Annotated in this window: 19 protein-coding genes, 3 pseudogenes and 1 riboswitch; of the genes and pseudogenes, 7 read left to right on the forward strand and 15 right to left on the reverse strand. The window is 70.5% G+C overall.

What is annotated here, in order from left to right:
* Positions 1-32 precede the first annotated feature (32 nt).
* Positions 33-629 (forward strand): annotated as a pseudogene (locus tag ACH4EW_RS20070) (phosphatase PAP2 family protein); the annotation flags it as partial.
* 87 nt (positions 630-716) lie between these two features.
* On the opposite strand, the gene ACH4EW_RS20075 reads toward ACH4EW_RS20070, so the two are convergent.
* From ACH4EW_RS20075 to ACH4EW_RS20095, 5 genes and pseudogenes are all read right to left on the reverse strand, one after another.
* Positions 717-1403 carry a response regulator gene (locus ACH4EW_RS20075; RefSeq protein WP_398258633.1) on the reverse strand — a complete coding sequence of 229 codons (687 nt, stop codon included), beginning with the start codon at positions 1401-1403 and terminating at the stop codon, positions 717-719.
* Positions 1404-1437: 34 nt separating this feature from the next.
* Positions 1438-2862, reverse strand: coding sequence for a sensor histidine kinase (locus tag ACH4EW_RS20080; RefSeq protein WP_398258635.1), 1425 nt, complete (start codon positions 2860-2862; stop codon positions 1438-1440).
* Positions 2863-2908: 46 nt separating this feature from the next.
* Positions 2909-4244, reverse strand: a pseudogene (locus ACH4EW_RS20085) (hypothetical protein).
* Positions 4237-4812 carry an IS607 family transposase gene (locus ACH4EW_RS20090; protein WP_398249699.1) on the reverse strand — a complete coding sequence of 192 codons (576 nt, stop codon included), beginning with the start codon at positions 4810-4812 and terminating at the stop codon, positions 4237-4239. Before ACH4EW_RS20090 ends, ACH4EW_RS20085 begins: the two are co-directional and overlap by 8 nt.
* Positions 4813-4907: 95 nt before the next feature.
* Entirely contained in the window at positions 4908-4982 is a 75-nt protein-coding gene (locus tag ACH4EW_RS20095) for a 50S ribosomal protein bL37 (RefSeq protein WP_099504217.1), read from the reverse strand.
* Positions 4983-5198: 216 nt separating this feature from the next.
* On the opposite strand from ACH4EW_RS20095, the gene ACH4EW_RS20100 reads away from it, so the two are divergent.
* The 3 genes from ACH4EW_RS20100 (at position 5199) to ACH4EW_RS20110 (ending at position 7393) form a co-directional block, all read left to right on the forward strand.
* Positions 5199-5636 (forward strand): hypothetical protein, encoded by a 438-nt coding sequence (locus ACH4EW_RS20100; RefSeq protein ID WP_398258637.1) that lies wholly within the window; start codon positions 5199-5201, stop codon positions 5634-5636.
* A gap of 69 nt (positions 5637-5705) precedes the next feature.
* Positions 5706-7055 carry a DUF1254 domain-containing protein gene (locus ACH4EW_RS20105; RefSeq protein WP_398258639.1) on the forward strand — a complete coding sequence of 450 codons (1350 nt, stop codon included), beginning with the start codon at positions 5706-5708 and terminating at the stop codon, positions 7053-7055.
* A gap of 113 nt (positions 7056-7168) precedes the next feature.
* Positions 7169-7393 carry a DUF2277 domain-containing protein gene (locus tag ACH4EW_RS20110; protein WP_398258641.1) on the forward strand — a complete coding sequence of 75 codons (225 nt, stop codon included), beginning with the start codon at positions 7169-7171 and terminating at the stop codon, positions 7391-7393.
* Here ACH4EW_RS20110 and ACH4EW_RS20115 read toward each other — a convergent pair.
* Both ACH4EW_RS20115 and ACH4EW_RS20120 read right to left on the reverse strand, forming a co-directional pair.
* Entirely contained in the window at positions 7380-8057 is a 678-nt protein-coding gene (locus tag ACH4EW_RS20115) for a DedA family protein (protein WP_398258643.1), read from the reverse strand. The genes ACH4EW_RS20110 and ACH4EW_RS20115 overlap by 14 nt on opposite strands.
* Before the next feature lie 229 nt (positions 8058-8286).
* Positions 8287-8559, reverse strand: a pseudogene (locus tag ACH4EW_RS20120) (DUF1524 domain-containing protein); the annotation flags it as partial.
* Positions 8560-8896: 337 nt separating this feature from the next.
* Between ACH4EW_RS20120 and ACH4EW_RS20125 the strand changes: the two are divergent.
* The gene (locus tag ACH4EW_RS20125) at positions 8897-9043 is read left to right on the forward strand and encodes a hypothetical protein (protein WP_398258645.1); all 147 of its coding nucleotides are present in this window, start codon (positions 8897-8899) and stop codon (positions 9041-9043) included.
* Between the two features lie 50 nt (positions 9044-9093).
* Complete coding sequence (locus ACH4EW_RS20130) at positions 9094-11145, forward strand: MFS transporter (protein WP_398258647.1); 2052 nt, start codon at positions 9094-9096, stop codon at positions 11143-11145.
* Positions 11146-11182: 37 nt separating this feature from the next.
* Here ACH4EW_RS20130 and ACH4EW_RS20135 read toward each other — a convergent pair whose 3' ends face one another.
* Together ACH4EW_RS20135 and ACH4EW_RS20140 are read right to left on the reverse strand one after the other, a co-directional pair.
* Entirely contained in the window at positions 11183-11659 is a 477-nt protein-coding gene (locus tag ACH4EW_RS20135) for a GNAT family N-acetyltransferase (protein WP_398258649.1), read from the reverse strand.
* Between the two features lie 254 nt (positions 11660-11913).
* Entirely contained in the window at positions 11914-13191 is a 1278-nt protein-coding gene (locus ACH4EW_RS20140; protein ID WP_398258651.1) for a cytochrome P450, read from the reverse strand.
* A 344-nt stretch (positions 13192-13535) separates the two neighbouring features.
* Here ACH4EW_RS20140 and ACH4EW_RS20145 point away from each other — a divergent pair, with 344 nt between their 5' ends.
* A complete protein-coding gene (locus tag ACH4EW_RS20145) occupies positions 13536-14705 on the forward strand; it encodes a steroid 3-ketoacyl-CoA thiolase (RefSeq protein WP_398258653.1) in 1170 nt (389 codons plus the stop codon).
* A 118-nt stretch (positions 14706-14823) separates the two neighbouring features.
* Here ACH4EW_RS20145 and ACH4EW_RS20150 read toward each other — a convergent pair whose 3' ends face one another.
* From ACH4EW_RS20150 to ACH4EW_RS20175, 6 genes are all read right to left on the reverse strand, one after another.
* Positions 14824-15450 carry a hypothetical protein gene (locus ACH4EW_RS20150; RefSeq protein ID WP_398258655.1) on the reverse strand — a complete coding sequence of 209 codons (627 nt, stop codon included), beginning with the start codon at positions 15448-15450 and terminating at the stop codon, positions 14824-14826.
* Positions 15451-15629: 179 nt separating this feature from the next.
* Positions 15630-16448 (reverse strand): ECF transporter S component, encoded by an 819-nt coding sequence (locus tag ACH4EW_RS20155; protein WP_398258657.1) that lies wholly within the window; start codon positions 16446-16448, stop codon positions 15630-15632.
* Positions 16445-18169: an ABC transporter ATP-binding protein gene (locus tag ACH4EW_RS20160; RefSeq protein ID WP_398258659.1), complete on the reverse strand. Its 1725-nt coding sequence runs from the start codon at positions 18167-18169 to the stop codon at positions 16445-16447. The genes ACH4EW_RS20155 and ACH4EW_RS20160 overlap by 4 nt, the downstream gene beginning before the upstream one ends.
* Positions 18166-19320 (reverse strand): energy-coupling factor transporter transmembrane protein EcfT, encoded by a 1155-nt coding sequence (locus ACH4EW_RS20165; RefSeq protein WP_398258661.1) that lies wholly within the window; start codon positions 19318-19320, stop codon positions 18166-18168. Before ACH4EW_RS20165 ends, ACH4EW_RS20160 begins: the two co-directional genes overlap by 4 nt.
* Complete coding sequence (locus tag ACH4EW_RS20170) at positions 19317-20003, reverse strand: SCO2322 family protein (protein ID WP_398258663.1); 687 nt, start codon at positions 20001-20003, stop codon at positions 19317-19319. The genes ACH4EW_RS20165 and ACH4EW_RS20170 overlap by 4 nt, the downstream gene beginning before the upstream one ends.
* The gene (locus ACH4EW_RS20175) at positions 20000-21277 is read right to left on the reverse strand and encodes a prenyltransferase/squalene oxidase repeat-containing protein (RefSeq protein WP_398258665.1); all 1278 of its coding nucleotides are present in this window, start codon (positions 21275-21277) and stop codon (positions 20000-20002) included. The genes ACH4EW_RS20170 and ACH4EW_RS20175 overlap by 4 nt, the downstream gene beginning before the upstream one ends.
* Before the next feature lie 107 nt (positions 21278-21384).
* Positions 21385-21524, reverse strand: a riboswitch (cobalamin riboswitch).
* Positions 21525-21565 lie beyond the last annotated feature (41 nt).

The following is a 21565-nucleotide window of genomic DNA, read 5'->3' on the forward strand; positions in this document are numbered from 1 at the left end:
TCCTGCTTCCCGCGCTTCTAGGTTCACTTCCCATGAAACGAGAAGCCGGAAGAAACAGGACCCGGAACGGGCGGCCGTTGGCCGCTTGTGTCGTTCTGGGCGCGGGCGCGGCCGCCGTCGTGGGGCTTGCCCCGGGCGGATTGGGCAAGGCCGGAGCCGTGGAGGTGGCGGGCGGCTCATCCGCGTCCGCGTACCGTTCGCTGACCGGGGCGGTGGCCGACGGCCCCTCATGGACGGGGCCGCTGCTGGAGGTGGCCACCGAGGGCACCCTGGTGGCTCTCGGGCTGCTGTTGGTGTGGGCCTGGTGGGGCGCCGTACGGCGTGGGGACACCCGGCTGTCCGCCGGTACCGTGCTCACCGGCAGCGGCACCGTACTGGCCTACGCGGTCAGTGAGGCAGTGAAGCAGGTGGTGGACGAGGCGCGCCCCTGCCGGGTCCTGCACAGCGGCGCGGACGTCGTCGCCGAGTGCCCGGCCCCTGGCGACTGGTCCTTCCCGAGCAACCACGCCACCCTGGCCGCCGGCCTCGCTGTGGGCCTGGCCGTGCTGCGGCCGCGCCTCGCTGCCGTCACCCTGCCGCTGGCCGGGGCGGCGGCACTGCTGCGGGTCCTGGTGGGGGTGCATTACCCGCACGACGTGCTGGCCGGTGCGGCCCTCGGGGCCTCGGTGGTGACGGCCGTGCTGCTCGCCTTCCTGCCGCTCGCCCGGACCGCGGCGTCAGCGCTCGGCAGGCGGCTGCGCAGGAGCGACGATCCCGGCCTCGTGGGCGACGACCGCCGCGGCGGCACGGTTGTCCACACCCAACCGGGCCAGGATGGAGCTCACATGAGCCTTGACCGTCCCTTCCACCACATGGAGCCGCCGGGCGATCTGTCCGTTGGACAGCCCGCTGCCGAGGAAGGCCAGCACGTCCCGTTCCCTGCCGGTCAGCGCGTGGACCCGTTCCCGGGCGGCGGCGCGGCGGCCGGCCAGGGCGCCCGCGCCCGTCGCCGAGAGATGGGCGACGACCCGCGCCGCGACCTTCGGTGACAGATAGGCGGCGCCGCCGGCCACCGCGCGGACCCCCGCGATGAGCTCCTCGGGCTCGCCCGATTTGATCAGGAAACCCGCGGCGCCGCCTCCGAGCGCCTGGAGGATGTAGTCGTCCTCACCGAAGGTCGTGAGCATCACGACCCCCGTCTCCGGCACGATGCGCCGGATCTCGGCCGCCGCCTCGATGCCGTTCATCCCGGGCATCCGGATGTCGAGCACGGCGACGGCCGGGCGATGGCGGCGGACCAGCTCCACGGCGTCGTGCCCGTCGATGGCCTCGGCGACGACGTCGATTTCCGGATCGGTGGACAGAACGGAGCCGACACCCTTGCGGATCATCGGTTCGTCGTCGGCGATCAGCACCCGGATCACCGGCCGCTCACCGTCCCCTCCCTGCGCGACGCACTCATCGGGTCAGGGCCTCCTTGGACATCAGCATGCCGTTGCGGAAACAGAGCCGGTAGGCGTCTCCTGACCGGTCGTCGAAGCGGTCCGCAGTCATCGCGTAGTACTCGCATGTGGTGCCTTCTTCCCTCGGTTCCCCGGCCACCGGCCGCTGGGTGGTCTGACGCTCGGGCAGCTGCCGTTGCACCGCGTCCCGATCCTCTCCCACCCGCAGCCGGGCGTAGTCGCCAGGATCCAGTACGGACTGCTGGGCCGAGCGGATGTCCCATCCCATGAGAGCGGCACTCAGCACCGCCCACGCCACCAGGGGCAGCACGACCGCGATGGCCAGCGCCCGACGGGCACGGCTGCGGGCGTGCCGGTGCTCCGGGGGCAGTGCAGGGGCCGACGCCCGGGGTGCCGCGGCCGGGCGGCGGGCGGCCGGAGTGTGCGGTATCCGCGCGGTGACCGCGAAGCCGTCGGCGTACGGACCGTGTTCGAACGTGCCGCCCGCCAGCCGCACCCGTTCGTCGAGCCCGATCAGCCCTCGCCCCGTGCCCGGTACGCCTTCCGTGGCGCCTCGGGCCGGCGAGGGTCCGTTCTGTACCCGGACCGCCGTCTCCTCGGCCGTGTGCGTCACTCGTACGCTCACCTGTGCGTGCGGCGCGTGCTTGGCCGCATTGGTCAGGGATTCCTGGACAACCCGGTGGGCGGCTCGCGCGGCCGGGGGTGGCGCCCCGTCGGCATCTCCGTCGATCCGCAGATCGACCGCGAGACCGGCGGTCGTGGCATCTTCGACCAGCCGGGGAATGCCGGTGCCGGGCGGCCGCGGCAGCTCGTCGTCCGCCTCCTCGCGCAGGATGCCGATCACCTCGCCGAGTCGCTCGACCGAAGCGGCCGCACGGGCCCGGATCTCCCCGGCCGCAGCCCGCTGGGCCTCGTCCAGGCCGGGCGCGAGCTTGAGGGCGCCCGCCGACAGGGCGATGAGACTGAGGTCGTGCCCGAGGACGTCGTGCATGTCCTGGGCGATCCGGGCCCGCTCCCGCGACCGCGCCTGCTCCGCGACGAGCTGCTGTTCGCGCTGCAGCCGGCCGGCCCGCTCCCAGCCCGCGCGTACGAGCTCCTGGTACTGGCGCCAGAAGCGCCCGGCGAACCAGGGCAGCATCGCGGCCACCGCCACCACGGCGACGAACCGTCCCGCCATCAACAGCCACGAGGGCACCAGGGCCACCGCCACGACCCCGCCCGCGACGACCGCGACGAGCGCCAGGACCGTGGGTCCGGTCCTTCCCGGCTTCCGGCCGGCGAAGAAGGCGGCTGCCGCCGCGGGCAGGGCCCACCACATACTGACGGCGCTCAGCCCGACACAGACCGCCGCCGCAACGGTCAGAAGGCTCCCCGGTTCGATGGCCCGCCGGGCCGCACCGCTGATCATTGCTGCATACACCCGGACGACGGTACGCAGCCGAGGGGCGTCCCGGCACTGCCGAAAGTCACCGTTCCTCATCAGCGAGCAGGAGTGAGTCTTGGACCCATTCCTGGTCACTGCGGACAACCCGAACGGTTTTGGATGTCCTGGTCGCCCGCGTTCGCTCCGCGTCCGGCGGCACGGATCGTGTCCGTGGTCCGGGGATGCGGGGGCGGGTCTCCTCACGCCCAAGAGCACGCCGGTCGGCCTGGACGGTCCGATGCCCCTGTTCATCACTCCGGTGAGCAGGGGGCGGTGTCGTCCGTCGCCGGATCGAGTGCCCTTGGGCGCGTCGTCCGATCGCGATGCCCGCGGCATCGTGACGGGTGGTCTTACGGTTCTTGCTGGTGAGGGGCTTTTGCCAGTGCTGGGCGCCCCACCGGCTGGTGTAGGCCGGGTCGACGGCGATGATGCTGATGCCGGTGGCATCGGCCATCGAGGTGGGCGAGCGCGACCTGGATCGGGACCGTCCTCGAAGGCGTGCGCTGCCAGGAAGCTGTCAGATACCAGCGCCCACGGGCCACGTCGTAGTGGATGCGGTAGGCGACGGCCCGGTTGGCTTCGATCCGGTCGACCCACTCGGTGCCCCGGTGCGGGAATCGCACCTTTGCGGCGAGGACGTACCGACCATGCCTGGCGTTGGCCAGCCCGGCGAGGGGAGCGGGGAGCTTGATACTGATCTCGCCGTCGGGAGTGATACGGATCGTCTCGTTGCCGTATCGCTTCTGGGACTCGCCGTCAGCGGCGAGGAACCAGCGTTCCGCCTCCCAGCGTTCACGCCACTCAGCCTCGGTCAGCTGAGTGTTCTCCAGATTGTGCCGGTTGCGTGCGAGGCGTTTCCCGCCCCTCACCACATGCACACGCCCGGCCTCACGATCAGCGCGAACAGCGGCGAGCCGCTCTTCCAGCAAGTGCAGTCGGCGGCTCTTGGCGAACCATTCCCGCTTGCTGCGGTAGCCGCCCGGAGCCCGCTTTCTTCCCTTCTCCCCGATCGGGAGGGACAGCCGGTGCCTGATCGTCCTGATGCCCGCTTCGAGACTCTGGAGATGCGCCACCTGCCCGCGACGGGCCAGTGCCCACTGATCATGTGACGCTTTGGTGATCGTACCGGCCCACCGCGACGACGACACCGCCGTCAGCTCCCGCTTCCGCACCGACCACGTGTCGGCGGAATGCTCCAAGCCCTGCGCGCACCGCGTCTTGAGATCCTTCGACGCGAGCGAGCCCAGACGTGCGCCGACCAGACACAACACCTTTTCGTCCCCGGGCAGGAGGCCCTTGAGACGATCACGGATCGCCACGCCCGAAGGTCCGAGAGCGACGAACGGCGCATCGATGGTGCGCAGCCTGGAGTCAGCCATGCTCGGCGGCCTCAAGCGCCTTGCGAGCACGGTTCTTCGCCGAGCGGCGCCCGTACAAGCGAGCGCAGAAAGAGGTCAGAACCTCCACCATGTCGCCCACGACGTCGTCTTCGACCTCGCCATCGTCCAGCACTACCAGACGTCGGCCGCCGGCGGACAGTGCGGCCTCAACGAGTTCGACGTTCACGCGGCCGAGTCGGTCTCTGTGCTCCACCACCAGGCACGTCACGGCAGGATCGGCCAGCAACCGCTGCGCCTTCGACCGGGAACCGTTCATGCCCGAGCCGATCTCCGACTCCACACGGACAACGCGGTGACCGGCCGTTGCAGCCCAACGGGTCAGCCGGGCGACCTGACGCTCCAGATCAGCCTCCTGATCACGGGAAGAGACGCGGGCATAAAGGCCGATCCCACCGGCCACCTCCGGTGCGGCACTGGCCTCGATATTCACCAGGATCGTGCGTGGACCGACCCGCTGAGCCGGTACCGGCAGCGTCCCCTCACGGAACCAGCGATACGCGGTCTGCGGATGCACGCCCTGCGTCTTCGCCCACTCCGTCAGATTCACACTCCGACAACGACACTCACTTACCCGACTTCGAGGGCCAGCAGTTGAAGACCCCTGCTGCGCGAGTGGCCTGCCGAGTGGCCTGCTCGGTCGGCTCAGGCGTTGGGACGCTTGCCATGATTGGCCTTCTTCTTCTTGCGGCCGCGTCGCTTGTTTCCTCGCTTGGCCATGTCGCACACCTCTCTGATTCGGGACTTTTCATTCGGGACTTTTCGGACCCTCGTCACGCTAGCTTCGACCCGGTGCAGCCGCATCAGAGGTGCTGCGCAGCCGGACGCGCAACGCCTCGCTGAGTCACCCGTATGGGCGCGTCCGGGTGGTCGCCCGGGGAGGCGCCACGCAGGGTCGGTTCTGTCTTGCAGTCCCGCTCCGGCCAAGGAGTCTCCATGGCACACACAGCACCCACGCCCGGCCCGGCCCGTTCCACCGCATTCGGGGGCGGCATCAATCCCTGGGCGGCCGGTGGGATCACGTTCGCCGGCGTGCTGCTTCTCGTCGACGGCGTCCTCGGAGTGGTCAAGGGCATCAGCGGTATCGCCTCCGACGGTGTCTACGCGCACGTCAGGAACTACACGTTCAAGTTCGACGTGAGCGCATGGGGATGGATTCACCTCGTCCTCGGCATCGTGCTCGGAGGCGTCGGCTGGGGCATCCTCAAGGGCGCCACCTGGGCCCGTACCACGGGTGTGGTGCTTGCTGCCATCAGCCTGATCGTCAACTTCATCTGGCTGCCGTACCAGCCGGTCTGGGCGATCATCTCCATCGCCATCGACGCATTCGTGATCTGGGCCCTGTGCACGGAGAGCTCCAAGGCCGTCATCTGAGCCATCCATCAGGGCGTACGGACCCGACTCGGCGGTCCTGGACGGCAGCGAGAGTGTGAAAGGACTGCGGTGTCGGAGGAGAACACGGAAGAACTCGTCGCCCTTGCCGCCGAGGCGTACGTCTATGGGTATCCGCTGGTCCACGACCTTTCGATGGTCCAGGACTTCATACACACGGGCTTCGGCTCGCTGCCGCCCGCACCCTTCAACCACTTCGCGCACTCCGGTCAAACGGCGTCCCCCGAAACGCACCTCGTGCCCTTCGCCAACGACACGGTCTGCTCGACAGCCCAACTCGACCTCTCCGGCGGGCCGGTCCTGCTCCATGTCCCCGACACGGACGGCGCGTACTACGTGCTGCAGTTCGTGGACGTCTGGACCAACAACTTCGCGTACGTCGGCCACCGCGCCACCGGTACGGAGGCCGGGGACTGGCTCGTCGTGCCGCCCGGCTGGTCGGGCAGCGTGCCGGACGGGGTGCGCGGGGTGATCGACGCACCGACCTCCGTCGTCTCCGTCATCGGCCGCAACGCCTTGAACGGTCCGGACGACATGGGGCGGGTCCGCGAGCTTCAGACGCAGCTTGCCCTCACGCATCTCGAACCGGGTACCCATCGCACGGGTCTCCCGGCACCCGACCCCGACGTACCGAGGTCGCTGAGGTTCTTTGAGCAGCTCAGGGTGTGGATGGCCGATTTTCCGCCGTCCGCGGCCGACCAGGCGTATCAGGACAGGTTCCAGCCGTTGGGCCTGCTGGAGGAGGGGCCGTCGCCGTACGTGTCCGCCGACCCCGCTCTCGTACACGCACTGACCAAGGGCCTGGCGCGGGGCAGGGCGCGGGTGGAGGAGGCGGGCCGGCTCGCCGAGGCGGGCGGGGGCTGGGAGATGGATCCGCACCTCTTCGACTACAACCTCGACTGGCACGGCGTCGGGACCATCGACTCCCCGGAGTGGCGGATCCCGGACCGGGAGGTTTCTTATTCGGCGAGAGCGGTGGCGGCGCGGAGCGAGCCGTGGGGGATCCACGGATACGAGGCGGTGTACGCCCACACCTGCCGCGACGCCGACGGTGAGCAGCTGAACGGCGCCCGCTCCTACACGCTGCGCTTCGAGCGACAGCCGCCGGTCGGGGCGTTTTGGTCCGTGACCACGTGCGACACGCAGGACCACCACCCCGTCGAGAACCCGGCCGCGCGGTATTCGGTCGGTGACCGCACCCCGGGACTCATATACGGCGAGGACGGTTCGCTGACGATTCACATCCAGAAGGAGCGGCCGGCCGACCCGTCCGGGGCGGCGAACTGGCTGCCCGCGCCCGGCGGGGACTTCCGGTCGGTGCTCAGGCTCTATGAGCCGGGGCCCGAGATCCTCGACGGTACGTACGAGATCCCCGCCGTCGAACGGAGCGGCGAGCGATGAGGCGGGCGCTGAGGTGGGCGGAACGGGGAGTGGCGAAGCGAGGCGTGGGTGTTGCCATGGGCAGACGCCCGCCCCGCCCGCCCGTTGTCAGTGGCCCGGGCCACACTGGAGGCATGTGCCGCAGTATCAAGACGCTTCGCCCGCCTGCCCTCCCCGAAGAGGCCACCGAGGAGGAGATTCGGGCCGCCGCCCTGCAGTTCGTACGCAAGGTGTCCGGCTTCCGTGCTCCGGCCGCGCACAATCAGGAGGTGTTCGACCGGGCCGTCGACGAGATCGCCGAGGCGACCGCCAGGCTGCTGGACGGTCTGGAGGTACGGGGCGCTCTCAGGACGTCGTAGTGGCCGTCGCGGTCGATGCCTGGTCGGCCGCCTCCGCTGCCGGGCGGCGTATGACGTACGCGGCCAGGGAGCCCGCCACGAACAGGGCGAGGACCGCGACGGCCGTGCCCACCCAGGTCGCGCCGAGCCACTGGGCGCCGAAGTAGCCGAGGCCGACGCTGTAAGCGGCCCAGGCCACGCCCGCCAGGGCCGACCAGGGCAGGAATTCCTTCACCTTGCGATGCGAGGCGCCCGCGCCCAGGGAGACGACCGAGCGGCCGGCCGGGGCGAAGCGGGCAATGATGACGAGGATGCCACCGCCCCGGGCGAGGGCGGTGCCGAGGTGATTCTGCGCGGCGCTGAGGCGTCTGGACCGGGCAATGGCCCGGTCCAGACGCTCGCCGCCGTGCCAGGCCACCCGGTACGCGACGAGGTCGCCGAGCACCGACGCGGTGGCCGCGCACAGGGTCAGGGCAAGGAGGGAGGGGACCTCGGACACCTGCTCAACGGCGCGCGCAGCGGAGGCCGCACCTGCGACGGTCGTGGAACCGGCGGCTGCCGTGGCAGTGGCGATCACCAGGACTCCGCTGGGCAGCACGGGCAGAAAGACGTCCAGGAGCACCGAGACGGCAACCACGGCGTAGATCCATGGGCTGCCGGTCAGCGCACCCACACTCTCAAGCACCTACTACTCCCCGATCCGGAACAACGCCGCGACGTCGCAGGGGAGCGGCAGGAGCGGCAGGGCCAGCTGTACAGCGTACGCCTGAGGCTCATCCGGTGATCTGCAAATAATGATGATGTTGGAAAGCTCACGTATACGGGGAAATGGGAAGCTCAGGTTCCGGCTGTACGTGAGGACGGCCCGTGGGTGGAAGGGCCGGTCCGTACGGGTCAGGCTGCTACGGCCGTCACTGCACCCAGGCGCGCACGTACGTGCACCGGTACGCGGTGCGTGAGGGCAGCCAAGTGGCCGGGTCCTGGTCGCCCTTGGACTGGTTGACATTGTCTGTGACCGCGATGAGCTGCGGGCGCGTCAGATCGTTGGCGTACGCCTGTCGTTGGGCAGTCGTCCAGCTGCTGGCTCCCGATCGCCATGCCTCGGCGAGCGGGACCATGTGGTCGATGTCCAGATCGGATGCGGCGGTCCAGGTGGCGCCGTCGTACTCCGAGTGCCAACTGCCGCTGAAGCGCCGGCTGCCCGGTCAAGGCATCCAGGATCCACACCTTTCGGCACGCCCGCGCGACCGACCTGATCAACGCCGGTGCCGATCCATGTCGTCATGCGCTGCGAGGATTAGCCGAGAAGGAAAGTGCTGGCTGTGAGGGCCACGGCCGGCATGGGAGCGCTCCGGAACGCGGGGGAGGCGATGACGCGGGAAAGAGAACAAGCAGCCTCGCTCGCCGGTCAGGGAGTGGCGGGCGAGGCTACTTTGTTCCATCACGATACAAAGACCTGCCCGGGAAAGCCAATCCCTTCCCGGGTGGGGCGTCGGGCAGGGTGGCTGGTCGCCGCGGTGCGGTGTGGGGCCGGCCAGTGAAGCGGGCGGTGAGGCCGACGCCGGACGGCTCGCCTGCGGCGTCGGCGTGGGGGACGAGGCGGCGATCGACTGCGAGGCGGCGGATGCGAAGGGGGTGAGGTGCTGGCTGGTCCTGCTCGGCAGGCCATAACGGTGCAAAACAGCCAGGATGGGGTTGTAGTGGACCCGAGGAGATGTTCTATGGCCCAGCACCTGAGCCCTCCGGCCCCGGCCCCCGGTGAGGACCGCTCCACGCGCTCGGTCATGGTGGCCATCGGTGCGCTGCTTCTCGGCATGCTTCTGGCCGCACTCGACCAGACCATCGTCTCCACCGCGCTGCCGACCATCGTCAGCGACCTCGGCGGTCTGAAACATCTCTCCTGGGTGGTCACGGCCTATCTGCTGGCGTCGACCGCTGCGACCCCGCTCTGGGGCAAACTCGGCGATCAGTACGGGCGCAAGAAGCTCTTCCAGATGGCCATCGTCATCTTCCTCATCGGCTCGGCGTTCTGCGGCGTCGCCGCGAACATGCCGGAGCTCATCGGCTTCCGGGCCCTTCAGGGACTTGGCGGTGGCGGCCTCATGGTGCTCTCGATGGCGATCGTCGGCGATATCGTCGCGCCGCGCGAACGAGGCAAGTACCAGGGTCTGTTCGGAGCGGTCTTCGGCGGGACGAGCGTCCTCGGGCCGCTTCTCGGCGGCTTCTTCACCGAGCACCTCAGCTGGCGGTGGGTCTTCTACATCAACCTGCCGATCGGCGTCGTCGCGCTGACCGTGATCGCGGCCGTGCTGCACATCCCGGTCCGCCGTACCCAGCACACCATCGACTACCTCGGCACCTTCCTCATCGCCTCCGTCGCCACTTGCCTGGTCCTCGTCGCCTCGCTCGGCGGCACCACCTGGGCCTGGGACTCGGCACAGATCATCGGTCTCGCCGTCCTGAGCGTGCTGCTGCTGATCGCCTTCGTGTACGCGGAGCGCCGCGCCGCAGAGCCCGTCATTCCGCTGACGCTGTTCCGGATCAGGACCTTCACCCTCGTCGCCGTCATCAGCTTCGTCGTGGGCTTCGCGATGTTCGGCGCGATGACCTATCTGCCGACCTTCCTGCAGGTGGTGCACCACATCACGCCGACGATGTCCGGCGTGCACATGCTCCCGATGGTGCTCGGTCTGCTCCTCACCTCGACCGTGTCCGGGCAGATCGTCAGCCGCACCGGCCGCTGGAAGGTCTTCCCGATCGCGGGCACAGGCATCACCGCGATCGGACTGCAGCTCCTGCACCGACTCACGGAGACCAGCAGCACCCTGGAGATGAGCATGTACTTCTTCGTCTTCGGTGCCGGCCTCGGCCTGGTGATGCAGGTCCTGGTGCTGGTCGCGCAGAACGCCGTCAAGTACGAGGATCTCGGCGTCGCCACGTCCGGAGCCACCTTCTTCCGCTCCATCGGCGCCTCGTTCGGTGTCGCGGTCTTCGGCACGATCTTCACGAACCGGCTCACCGGCAAACTGGCTGCGGCGCTCGCCGGCCGCTCACTGCCCCCCGGGGTCAGTGCCGAGGGGCTGGCCGCCGACCCGCGCGCCATCGGCCGGCTGCCGCCCGCGCTGCGGACCTCGGTGCTCCACGCGTACTCGACCTCGATCACCGATGTGTTCGTGTACGCGGCACCCGTCGTCCTGGTCGCCTTCGTCTTCGCGTGGTTCCTCAAGGAGGACAAGCTGCGCGGCTCGGTGACCGCGCCGGAGCCCAGCGAGACGCTGGCGTCGAACCCGGTCGAGCGGTCCTCGTACGACGAATGCGCCCGGGCCCTCTCGGTGCTCGCCACCCGCGCGGGGCGCCGTCAGGTCTACGAGGAGATCACCAAGAGGGCGGGGTACGACCTGCTGCCCGCGGCGAGCTGGATGCTGCTGCGCATAGCCCGGCACGGCACGGTCGCACCGGCCCTGCTCGCCGAGGTCGCCCCGGTGCCCCTGCGGGTGATCAGCGCGGCCGCGCGTCAGCTGGAGGAGCGCGGGCTGGTCCGGCGCGAAGGTGTACAGCTGGTGCTCACCGAGGCCGGTACGGAAGTGGTGGTGAAGCTCGCGGAGGCCCGTGAGGAGTCGATGGCCGAACTGCTGGGCGACTGGTGGGGGCCGGAACGGCCGACCGATCTCATCAAACTCGTGGAGGAGCTGGCCGCCGAGACGAACGGGTCGAGCAAGGAACGGCCCCGCAGCCCCGAGCCGAGACGGGACCACGCGGCCGGACCCGAGTGAGTCGCCCCGCGGACACCTTCCACACCTCCGGCACCTCCTACAGCTCCTTGGCGAACCAGTGCTCCGCGTACGGCCGCCGGTGGAACGCCGGAACCTTCCGATAGCCGTGCTTGGCGTACAGCCCCCGTGCCTCCACCAGGTCGGTGCGGGTGTCGAGCCTGATCGTCCGTACGCCGAAGGCGCGCGCCGCGTTCTCGGTGGCGGCCAGGAGCAGTCCGCCGCCGCCCGTACCGCGGTATTCGGGGCGTACGAACACCCGGGTCAGCTCCGCGATGTCCGTGTCCACCACCAGCAGCCCGGCGCAGGCGGCCGGCTTCCCCTCGAACCGGCCGACGACAAACTGGCCGGTGGGCGGGGCGAGCCGGTCGGCGCCGTCGCCGGTGAGCCCCTCGTCGACCTCCTCGGCGGTCGCGGGCCGGCCCCAGTAGCGGCTGGCGACCTCGTCGTAATAGTCGCGACGCAGCAGCGCGGCGTCGGGGGAGTCGAAGGCATCGGGGGCCACGGTCCATGTCATGCCGAGCATTCTGACTTGATCACGATCGGAGGAGCGAACGGATTTGCCCGGATCGGCCGGCAGGGGCGAGCGGTTCGGTGGAGACGGCAAGCGGGCGCCGGGCTCGGCGACAACGCGGACAGCCTGGCCAACCAGTCCACCACGGAGTTGCGGGCCACGCGGGTGTTGGGACGGGGGCACGGGTCTGCCGGTACGGACGGCGGGGGCCGGGGTGTGAGGTGGAGGCACCCGCCGTCCGGAGCTGCGGGAAGCGGTCAGCTCGCGGCGGTGCCGACGCCCGTGGCGCTCGCGGAGGTGCTGACCTGAAGCTGCTTGATCCCGTTGAGCCATGCCGAGCGCAGCCGCCGCGGGTCGCCGACCAGCCGCAGATCCGGCAGCACATCCGCGACCGCGTTGAAGATCAGGTTGATCTCCATCACGGCAAGGGACTTGCCGAGGCAGAAGTGCGGACCGCCGCCGCCGAAACCGAGGTGGGGGTTGGGATCGCGGGAGATGTCGAAGGTCTCCGGGTGCTCGAAGACCTCGGGGTCGTTATTGGCCGAGGAGTAGAACATCCCGACCCTGTCGCCCTTCTTGATCTGCTGCCCGCCCAGTTCGAGGTCCTGGGTGGCGGTCCGCTGGAAGGAGACCACGGGGGTGGCCCAGCGGACGATCTCCTCAGCGGTCGTCTCCGGCCGCTCGCGCTTGTAGAGCTCCCACTGATCGGGGTGGGTGAGGAAGGCGTGCATGCCGTGACTGATGGCGTTACGGGTGGTCTCGTTCCCGGCGACGGCGAGCAGGATCACGAAGAAGCCGAACTCGTCGGAGGAGAGGTTCCCTTGGCCCTCCGCGGCGACCAGCTGGGAGACGATGTCCTTGGCCGGGCACTCCTTGCGGGCGGCCGCCAGATTCATCGAGTACGAGACGAGCTCCATGGCCGCCTCGGTGCCGGCCTCCTCGGTGATCGCGTACTCGGGATCGTCGTACGCGGCCATCTTGTTGGACCAGTCGAAGATCCTGGCCCGGTCCTCCTGCGGTACGCCGATGAGTTCCGCGATGGCCTGGAGCGGCAGTTCGACGGCGATATTCGTGACGAAGTCGAACGAACCGTCGTCGCCCGCGGCGGCGAGAGCGGTCTCGACGATCCGGCGGGCGCGGCTGCGAAGGGCCTGCTCCAGGGAGCGCACCGCCCGAGGCGTGAAGCCCCGCTGGACGATCTGGCGGACCCGGGTGTGCTCGGGCGGGTCCATGTTCAGCATGATCAGCTTCTGGACATCGATCTGGTCGCGGCTGATCGACTCGTTGAACCGGATGACCGCGGTGTTGGTGTTCGAGGAGAACAGCTCGGGGTGGGTGGAGACGTACTTGACGTCCGCATGCCGGGTGACGACCCAGTAGCCCTCGTCGTCGAAACCGGAGATACCGGCCGGCTGGGTGCACCACCAGACCGGTGCGGTCTGCCGCATCTGTGCGAACTCCGGGTGCGGAATGCGGGCTTGAAGCAGGTCGGGATCGGTGAAGTCGAACCCTTCGGGCAGATGGGGGCAGGACATCGGCAACTCCAGGTCGGGCCGAGAGTCGCCCGAACGATGTCTGACGACCCATCAGAAGTTGCCCGAAAGGTAGTAACGAGTTCTGCAACTGGCAAGAGAGGTGGGCCGATCTGTTGCATGAAGAGCGGGTGAGACAGGCGTGAAGCGGGCGCAAGGTGCGTGCAAGACCCTTGCGTACCGGGGGTAAGCCCCACAAGACTGCTTGCAGAACTAGAACGCGTACTAGTGCCGCGGCCGGCAAGGTTCGCCCCGCCGCGACGGGGCGAACCCCGTCGGCCGCGGCACCAGTTCCCCTCCGTGGGCGCCGGGACGCCCCTGCGGAAGTGCGAGGAGAGGACGAGCTCATGGCCGCGGAACCCGTCATCGTCGAAGCCGTACGCACCCCCATCGGCAAGCGCGGAGGCGCGCTTGCCAATCTGCATCCCGCCTATCTGCTGGGCGAGACCTATCGAGAACTTCTCGGCCGCACCGGCATCCACGCCGACTGCGTCGAACAGATCGTCGGCGGTACGGTCACTCACGCCGGCGAACAGTCCATGAACCCGGCCCGCACCGCCTGGCTCACCGTGGGCCTTCCGTACGAGACCGCCGCGACCACCGTGGACTGTCAGTGCGGCTCCTCGCAGCAGGCCTCCCACATGGTGGCCAACATGGTCGCGGCCGGAGTGATCGACATCGGCATCAGCTGTGGCGTCGAGGCCATGTCGCGGGTGCCGCTGGGCAGCGGTTCCAAGCACGGACCGGGCAAGCCCTGGCCCGACGAGTGGAACGTCGACCTGCCCAACCAGTTCGAGGCCGCCGAGCGCATCGCCCGCAACCGCGGACTGACCCGGGAGAACGTCGACTCGCTCGGGCTGATCTCGCAGGAGCGAGCGGCTGTCGCCTGGGCCGAGGAGCGGTTCAAACGGGAGACGTACGCGGTCCAGGTACCGACCACCGAGGAGGAGCAGGCGGCCGGACAGGGCATGTGGCGGCTGGTCGACCGGGACGAAGGGTTACGGGACACCACGATGGAGGGGCTCGGCCGCCTCAAGCCGGTCATGCCCACCGCGATCCACACCGCGGGCAACTCCTCGCAGATATCCGACGGCGCCTGCGCGATCATGTGGGCATCCAAGCGGATGGCGCGCGCGCTCAAGCTCAAGCCGCGCGCCCGGATCGTCGCGCAGGCACTGGTCGGCGCCGACCCGCACTTCCACCTCGACGGACCGATCGACGCGACCCGCGCGGTGCTCGGCAAGGCTGGAATGTCGCTCAAGGACATCGACATCGTCGAGATCAACGAGGCCTTCGCCTCCGTGGTGTTGAGCTGGGCCCAGGTCTTCGAGCAGGACCTCGAAAAGGTCAACGTCAACGGCGGAGCCATCGCGCTCGGTCACCCGGTGGGCGCCACCGGGGCCCGGCTGATCACCACCGCATTGCATGAACTGGAGCGTCGTGACAAGGAGTTCGCGCTGATCACGATGTGTGCGGGCGGCGCGCTGGCGACAGGCACCATCATCCAGCGGCTGTAACGCGGCGCTGTGGAGGTGGGCCCCCGGCCGGGGTGTCGCCGGATGTACCTCCGGTCGGGGGCCCACGCCGGTACCGGCGCCACGCGCGACCGCATGTCCTGGCGGGCGGGTGGCCCGCTCAGTACGGCACGTGGGTGGGGAAGGTGGTGGTGGGGCCGAACAATGTGGCGTACCCGTCTTCGTGCTGGCGGCGGTGCCGTCCGGACCGGCTCACCTCGGCGACCGGGGTCGCGAGCGTGAGCAGTCCGTCGTTGGCGAGCTCCTGCACGCGCATCAGCAGTGCCCGTACCTCCAGACCGAGTTCGGCGGCGACCGTCTGGACGTCGAGGCCGGATTCCCAGCTCCACAGCAGCACGGAGTCCATGCTGGGCGACCAGACGACCGTGTTCTCCACCTCGACGGGCGACGCAGGAAGAGGGGGCGGGGGCGAGGCAGGGGCAGGCGGCGGCGTGCCCAGTAGCGGAACGGTCACCTCTTCGCGCGGATGCGGCACGGTGATCTCGGGCGCGGAAGGGGGCTCGGCCACAGCTTCCTTCGCCGCTTGCGGGGGCTGGCTCAGGAGTTCCTCGGCAAGGGTCCGGGCGTCACTGCGGCCCACCGTGCGTCGCGCTAATCGCACTTCGCGTTCGTTGAGTCCCATCATGTCTGCGATCGAGCCGTCGTCGCCGACCATGACGGCGAAAGCCGCAAGCGTTCGGCTCCGTTCCGCCTGTGCCTCGTCCAGCAAGGCCTGCGCCAGACGCATGCGTTCGTCACTGGCGCAGAATGCTTCCGCCAGTACGGCGTTTCGCTCCCAGAATTCTCGAGGTTCCACGTACGTGACAACGCTCCGGCCGCTGACGGGAACGGACACCCGAGCAAAATGCGCCTAGATGGACCAACGAGTTATTAAGCTGGCCAACTTATATGAAGTTGACGGGGTCCTCACTCGCCGGGAGCGTCGAATGTGACCTGGGCCTCGAAGGCGGCGCGGCGGGTGGCCCGGCGCAGTGCCTTCAGCAGCGGCGCACCGACGGTGAGGACCAGCACCACGGTCAGCGCGGCGCGACCCAGGTCCCAGCCGAGCGAAGTGGCTGCGCAGTACGCGAGGAAGCGGACCAGATTGTCCGTCAGCGGATCACCTGCGTGGAACGAGATCCCCGAGCCGAGCGGGGGCACCACCGTCCAGCCGTACAGGTTCATCACCGTGCCGTACGCGAACGCCGCCACGAACCCGTATGCCGCGAGCATCAGCAGTTCCGCCCGGCCGCGCAGCCGGTCCGGGCCCGGCAGCAGGCCCGCGCCCATCGTGAACCAGCCCATCGACAGCATCTGGAACGGCATCCACGGACCGACTCCACCGGTGAGCAGCGCGGACGCGAACATCGTCACCGCGCCGAGCACGAAGCCGAAACCGGGCCCGAGCACCCGGCCGCTCAGCACCATCAGGAAGAACATCGGCTCCAGCCCCGCCGTGCCCGCGCCCAGCGGACGAAGCGCGGCGCCGACCGCGGCCAGCACCCCCAGCATCGCCACCGCCTTCGCGTCGAGGCCACAGTCCGCGATCATCGCGACGACCACGCCGACCAGCAGCGGAAGCAGCGCGGCGAACAGCCACGGCGCGTCCTGGGAGTGCGCCAGCCCGGAGTGCGCACCGGCCAGCAGTGGCCAGCCGAACGCGACCACACCGATCGCGCTGACGAGGACGAGCGCGGCGATCGCGCGCGGCCCGAGACGCACCGGCCGTGTCCGGCGCCCAGTCATGACGGGGCTCCCAGAGCGTCGCGCACCTGTGTCACGGTCAGCCACTCCTGCGGGGCGAGGATCTTCGCGGTCTGCGGGGCGAACGCCGGGGAGGAGACCACCACCTGGCGGGTCTCCCCGTCCGCGACGGTCTCCCCATCGGCGAGAATCACCACCCGGTGCGCCAGCTCGGCGGCGAGTTCCACATCGTGCGTGGCCAGGACGATCGAATGGCCCTCGGCCGCGAGCCCGCGGAGCGCCCCGACCAGCCGGGCCTTCGCCGCGTAGTCCAGACCGCGGGTCGGCTCGTCCAGGAGCAGCAGCGGGGGTTTCGCGGTGAGCACGACGGCCAGGGCGAGCGCCAGACGCTGCCCTTCCGAGAGATCACGGGGGTGGGTGTCGTCCGGCACGCCGGGCAGCAGCTCGGAGACCAGGGCCCGGCAGCTGCCCGCTGCGGCACCCGCATCGGCGTCGGCCGCGGCGCACTCGGCGGCGACCGTGTCCGCGTACAGCAGATCGCGTGGCTCCTGTGGCACGAGCCCGACCCGGCGCACCATCTCGCGCGGCTGTGTGCGGTGCGGGATCCGGCCGCCGACGAGGACGGTGCCCGTGGTCGGCTCGACCATGCCGACGAGCGTGGCCAGCAGGGTGGACTTGCCCGCACCGTTGCGGCCCATCAGGGCGACGGTCTCACCGGGGGAGACGGTGAGCGTCACCCGGCGCAGCGCCTCGACGCGCCCGCGCCGTACACCGAGACGCTCGACCCGGGCGGTGGCATCGACGACGGGCTCGGGAGCGGCGGTGGCCGTCCGGGCGCCGCGGCCCAGCAGCCGGGCGAGGGCGCCGCGCCGCGTGGGGGCGGGCACGGTGGGCAGCGGGGCCACTGCGGTCCCGGCCGGTACGGGCGACGGACGGGGCGGCTGTGCCTGCGCCAGCCGCTCGCGCAGGTCCGCCGCCCGGCGCCGGGCATCACGGACCGAGAGCGGCAGCGGCTCCCACCCCGCCAGCCGGCCCAGCGCCACGACCGGCGGGTGGACCGGGGAGACGGCCATGATGTCCGCGGGCGCGCCCATGACCGGAGCGGCGCCCGGCGACGGCAGCAGGACGACCTGGTCCGCGTACTGCACCACACGCTCCAGGCGGTGCTCCGCCATCAGGACCGTCGTACCGAGGTCGTGCACCAGCCGCTGCAGCACGGCGAGGACCTCCTCGGCTGCCGCCGGGTCCAGCGCGGACGTCGGCTCGTCGAGGACCAGGACCTTCGGGTGCGGGGTGAGGACCGAGCCGATCGCGACCCGCTGCTGCTGGCCGCCGGAGAGCGTGGTGATCGGCCGGTCGCGCAGCCCGGCCAGACCCAGCAGATCGAGGGTCTCCTCGACCCGCCGCCGCATCACATCGGGGGCGAGGCCCAGTGACTCCATCCCGTACGCCAGCTCGTCCTCGACCGTGTCGGTGACGAAGTGGGAGAGCGGGTCCTGGCCCACCGTGCCGACCAGATCGGCGAGTTCGCGTGGTTTGTGGGTACGGGTGTCGCGCCCGTCGACCGTGACCCGGCCGCTCAGCGTGCCGCCGGTGAAGTGCGGTACGAGACCGGAAACGGCACCCAGCAGCGTCGACTTGCCGACCCCGGACGGACCGACGAGCAGCACCAACTCGCCCTCGGGGATGGTCAGATCGACCCCGGAGAGGGTGGGGCGCTCCGTCCCCTCGTACCGCACCGAGACATGCTCGAACCGGATCACTCGTTCTCCTTGGAGTCCGGGGCACCCACCGGGGGCGGCACGGGCGCCACCACCGCGGGCAGCAGCCCGATCAGCACCGCGGCCGCGGGCCACAGCGGAAGCACCGGCGCGGTCAGCGGTACGACTCCGGGGTGCAGCGCCTCCGCGTCGACACGGCCCGCCCAGATCATCGCCACGGCCACGGCGATCCCCGAACCAGCCACCAGCCAGGCCCGTACACCCCACCGGTCGGGCCGGTAGCGGGTACGGACCGAACGGGCCCCGCCGAGCCGCAGCCCGGCCATCGCGGCGACGAGCCCGGCGATCAGCAGCGGCAGTCCGTACACCGCACCCTGCGCGGCCAGCAGCCCGTACGTACCCGCGCACACCCCGAGCAGCCCGCCGAGCGTGAGGACGTTCGTGGTGTGCCGGACGGCGGGCGGGACCTGTGCGGTGCGCCCGTATCCGCGCGCGTCCATCGACGCCGCCACCGCGACCGACCGTTCCAACGCGCCCTCCAGGACCGGCAGTCCGATCTGGAGCACCGCCTTGATGCCGCCCGTCGGACGGCCCCGCAGCCGCCGTGCGGTGCGAAGCCGTGCCACATCGGCGACCATGTTCGGCGCGAACGTCATCGCGACGACGACGGCGACCCCCGCCTCGTACAGCGCACCGGGCAGAGACTTCAGCAGCCGGGCCGGGTTGGCGAGCGAGTTCGCCGCACCGACACAGATCAGCAGGGTGGCCAGCTTCGCCCCGTCGTACAGCGCGAAGAGCAGCTGCTCGGCGGTTACCTGGCCACCGATCCTGATGCCCTTCGCCCAGTCGGGCAGCGGCACCTCGGGGAGCGTGAACACCGGATGCGTACCGGGGATCGGCGAACCGAGAAATACGGAGAAGACCAGCCGCACGGCGATGACGAACAGCCCGATCCTGATGAATGTCCCGTACGAGCGGGCCCACGGCGCATCCGTGCGGCGCGCCGCGACCACATAGCCCGCCACCCCCACGAGCAGCCCGAGCAGCAGCGGATTGGTGGTCCGGGACGCGGCGGTGGCGAGGCCGAGCGCCCACAGCCACCAGGCCCCGGCCGGCAGGGCGTTGCTCCGGGTCGCCTCGGGGGCGCGCAGCGGGCGGCGCAGCCGGACCGGGCTGCTGGTCGAGGCGGTCATCCGCGGCGGCGGCGGGCCTGCGCGACTGCGGCTATGCCGAGGAGGAGAACGGCGCCCACACCGACGAGCAGCCCGGCGGACGGACCGCCGCCGGAGTCGCCCGAACCGTCGGAGGCGTCCGAGGCGTCGGCGGCGGACCCGGCCGCGGACGCGGCAGGTGTCTCGTCTCCGTTGCCCGAGACCTGTTCGCCGCAGCCCGAATCCGGATAGCCGGATATGGCACAGAGCATCGCGTCGCTGCTGTAGCGCAGCGGCTTGGCCACCGCGGCGAGCGCCTCCGCGGCGCTCGCGTCCGGGGCGACGCGCGCGCACGCGGTGCGCAGCGCGGGCGGCGTCTCCCCGGCCGGGGCGTCCGCCGCCGTGCCCGGGTCGATGACCAGCGCGACCCGCTTGGTGCCGTCCTTGGCCGGGGTCTCCGCGCAGATCTTCGCGAAGTCGGGGGAGCGGCGCGGCTTCGCGGAGTCCTGGGAGTCCTCGCTCACCGAGAACCGGAAGCCCTGCACCGCGCCGTCGTCCGGCCGGATCAGGGACGGGCCCTGGGTGGCGTACGTCCAGCCGGTGCCGGAGCCCTCCCAGAACGACCAGTACCGGTACCCGGCCGCCTGGGCCGGTCCCGCGCACAGCACGGTCAGGACGGCGCCCAGGACCACCGGGAGAGCGGCGGCCCTTCCCGCCCGCCTCACGGCTGCTGGTTCTTCCGGCGGCCGCTGATCAGGAAGCCGGCGCCGGCACCGACGACGAGGCCGATGCCGACGTACCACCACACGCCGCCGATCACGTCGTCCCCGCTGTGGACCTCGTCCTTCTCCGTGGGCAGGTATCCGGTGTCGGCGGACGGGTCGGGCGTCGTGATGGCCGCGGGGGTGGGACCGGTCGCGTTCAGCTTGTCGATCAGGTTGACGCCGCCGAAGTCGCGGGCGTCGGCGCCGGTCGCATGCGCGGCCAGGACCAGCTGCGCGTAGGCGGCGGGACCGTTCTGCTCGGCCCAGGCTTTGGAGTTCTTCTTCAGCCAGGTCACGGCCTTGTCCGCCTTGTCCTGGTGGCCCGCGGCGGACAGCGCGACGACCGCGTCCGCGGTGTTGCCGACGTCGGGCTGCGGGGTGGAGTCGGTGGCGCCGGGCATCGGCGCCAGGTCGAGATGACCGCTGGTCGAGAGGGCGTCCGCGAGGAAGTGGGCGCCGTTCTGCGCGGCCTGCTCGGGCGTGAGGTCGGACCCCGGGTGGCAGCTGGGCGCATTGCCCGCTGCGGCGTTGTTCCCCACGGCCATGGCCTTGCCCATCGTGCCGAGCACGGCGGCCGCGGTGGCGTCCGCGTTGGCGGCGAGCTTCCCGGACTTGTCGGGCTGGTAGGCGAAGGCGCCGCCGTCCTTGCCGCCGCACGGGATCGCGAGCGCGAGCAGCGGGTCGTAGGGCGTCTTGCCTTCGGGGGTCGTGATGTCCGCGAGCCGCTGCCCCTGCCGGGCAAGGGCGCCGATCACCAGCGAGGTGGAGTTGGCGTCGCTGGGCGCGCCCGGGGTGTAGCCCCAGCCGCCGTCCTCGTTCTGCACGGACTTCAGCCAGCGGACCGAGTTGTTCACGGTGTCCCGGTGCCCGCCCACCTCGACGAACGCCTGGACGGCGGCGGCGGTGGCGTTGGTGTCCAGCACCGTCTTCTTGTCGCACGGCTTGGAGACGTCGGCCCGGTACGCGGCGTAGGCGCCGTTGGCGCACTGCTGGGCGATCAGCCAGTCCACCGACTCCTTGGCGGGCGTGACGCCCTCGACCCGCTGGGCGAGGAAGGCCAGCGACTGCCGCCAGACCCCGTCGTAGGTGGGGTCCTTCGTGCCGTACAGCCCGGACGGCAGCGCGGCGGACGGCGAGGGGGACGGGGACGGGGCCGCGACCGCGACCGGCGCAGCGGCCGCACAGAACACGGCGACGGTGGCGGCGAGCGTTGCTGCGCTGCGGCGTACGGTCATGGCGGGCGGGGCCTCTCCTGCGGGGGAGCCGGGCACAGGCACGCTTACGCACCAGGCTCCGGCTCCGTATACCTCGACGGTGCCGACCACCGGGGTTCCGGTGGTGCGAGCCGGTCACGACCGCGGACAGGGCATTCCGACTCACCGCCTTCGACGACGGTTCACGGCTGCGTGGTCAGTGCCGGATTCGCACCGGCTTCCCCCTGAACGGGCATGATGACGACTCGCCCACTCTACCGGGCCATATCCTGCCTCCCTTGGGCGGAGGACCGCCCGGGGCAGCGATAT

The organism is Streptomyces sp. NPDC018000, from assembly GCF_044328025.1.
Lineage (GTDB): Bacteria > Actinomycetota > Actinomycetes > Streptomycetales > Streptomycetaceae > Streptomyces.

Excerpts from the sequence above, each read along its gene's own strand:
- ACH4EW_RS20100 (WP_398258637.1), top strand. The coding sequence starts at position 5,199 with ATGGCACACACAGCACCCACGCCCGGCCCGGCCCGTTCCACCGCATTC.
- ACH4EW_RS20145 (WP_398258653.1), top strand. The coding sequence starts at position 13,536 with ATGGCCGCGGAACCCGTCATCGTCGAAGCCGTACGCACCCCCATCGGC.
- ACH4EW_RS20175 (WP_398258665.1), bottom strand. The coding sequence starts at position 21,277 with ATGACCGTACGCCGCAGCGCAGCAACGCTCGCCGCCACCGTCGCCGTG.
- ACH4EW_RS20130 (WP_398258647.1), top strand. The coding sequence starts at position 9,094 with ATGGCCCAGCACCTGAGCCCTCCGGCCCCGGCCCCCGGTGAGGACCGC.
- ACH4EW_RS20150 (WP_398258655.1), bottom strand. The coding sequence starts at position 15,450 with ATGCGTCTGGCGCAGGCCTTGCTGGACGAGGCACAGGCGGAACGGAGC.
- ACH4EW_RS20165 (WP_398258661.1), bottom strand. The coding sequence starts at position 19,320 with ATGACCGCCTCGACCAGCAGCCCGGTCCGGCTGCGCCGCCCGCTGCGC.
- ACH4EW_RS20155 (WP_398258657.1), bottom strand. The coding sequence starts at position 16,448 with ATGACTGGGCGCCGGACACGGCCGGTGCGTCTCGGGCCGCGCGCGATC.
- ACH4EW_RS20110 (WP_398258641.1), top strand. The coding sequence starts at position 7,169 with ATGTGCCGCAGTATCAAGACGCTTCGCCCGCCTGCCCTCCCCGAAGAG.
- ACH4EW_RS20140 (WP_398258651.1), bottom strand. The coding sequence starts at position 13,191 with ATGTCCTGCCCCCATCTGCCCGAAGGGTTCGACTTCACCGATCCCGAC.
- ACH4EW_RS20135 (WP_398258649.1), bottom strand. The coding sequence starts at position 11,659 with ATGACATGGACCGTGGCCCCCGATGCCTTCGACTCCCCCGACGCCGCG.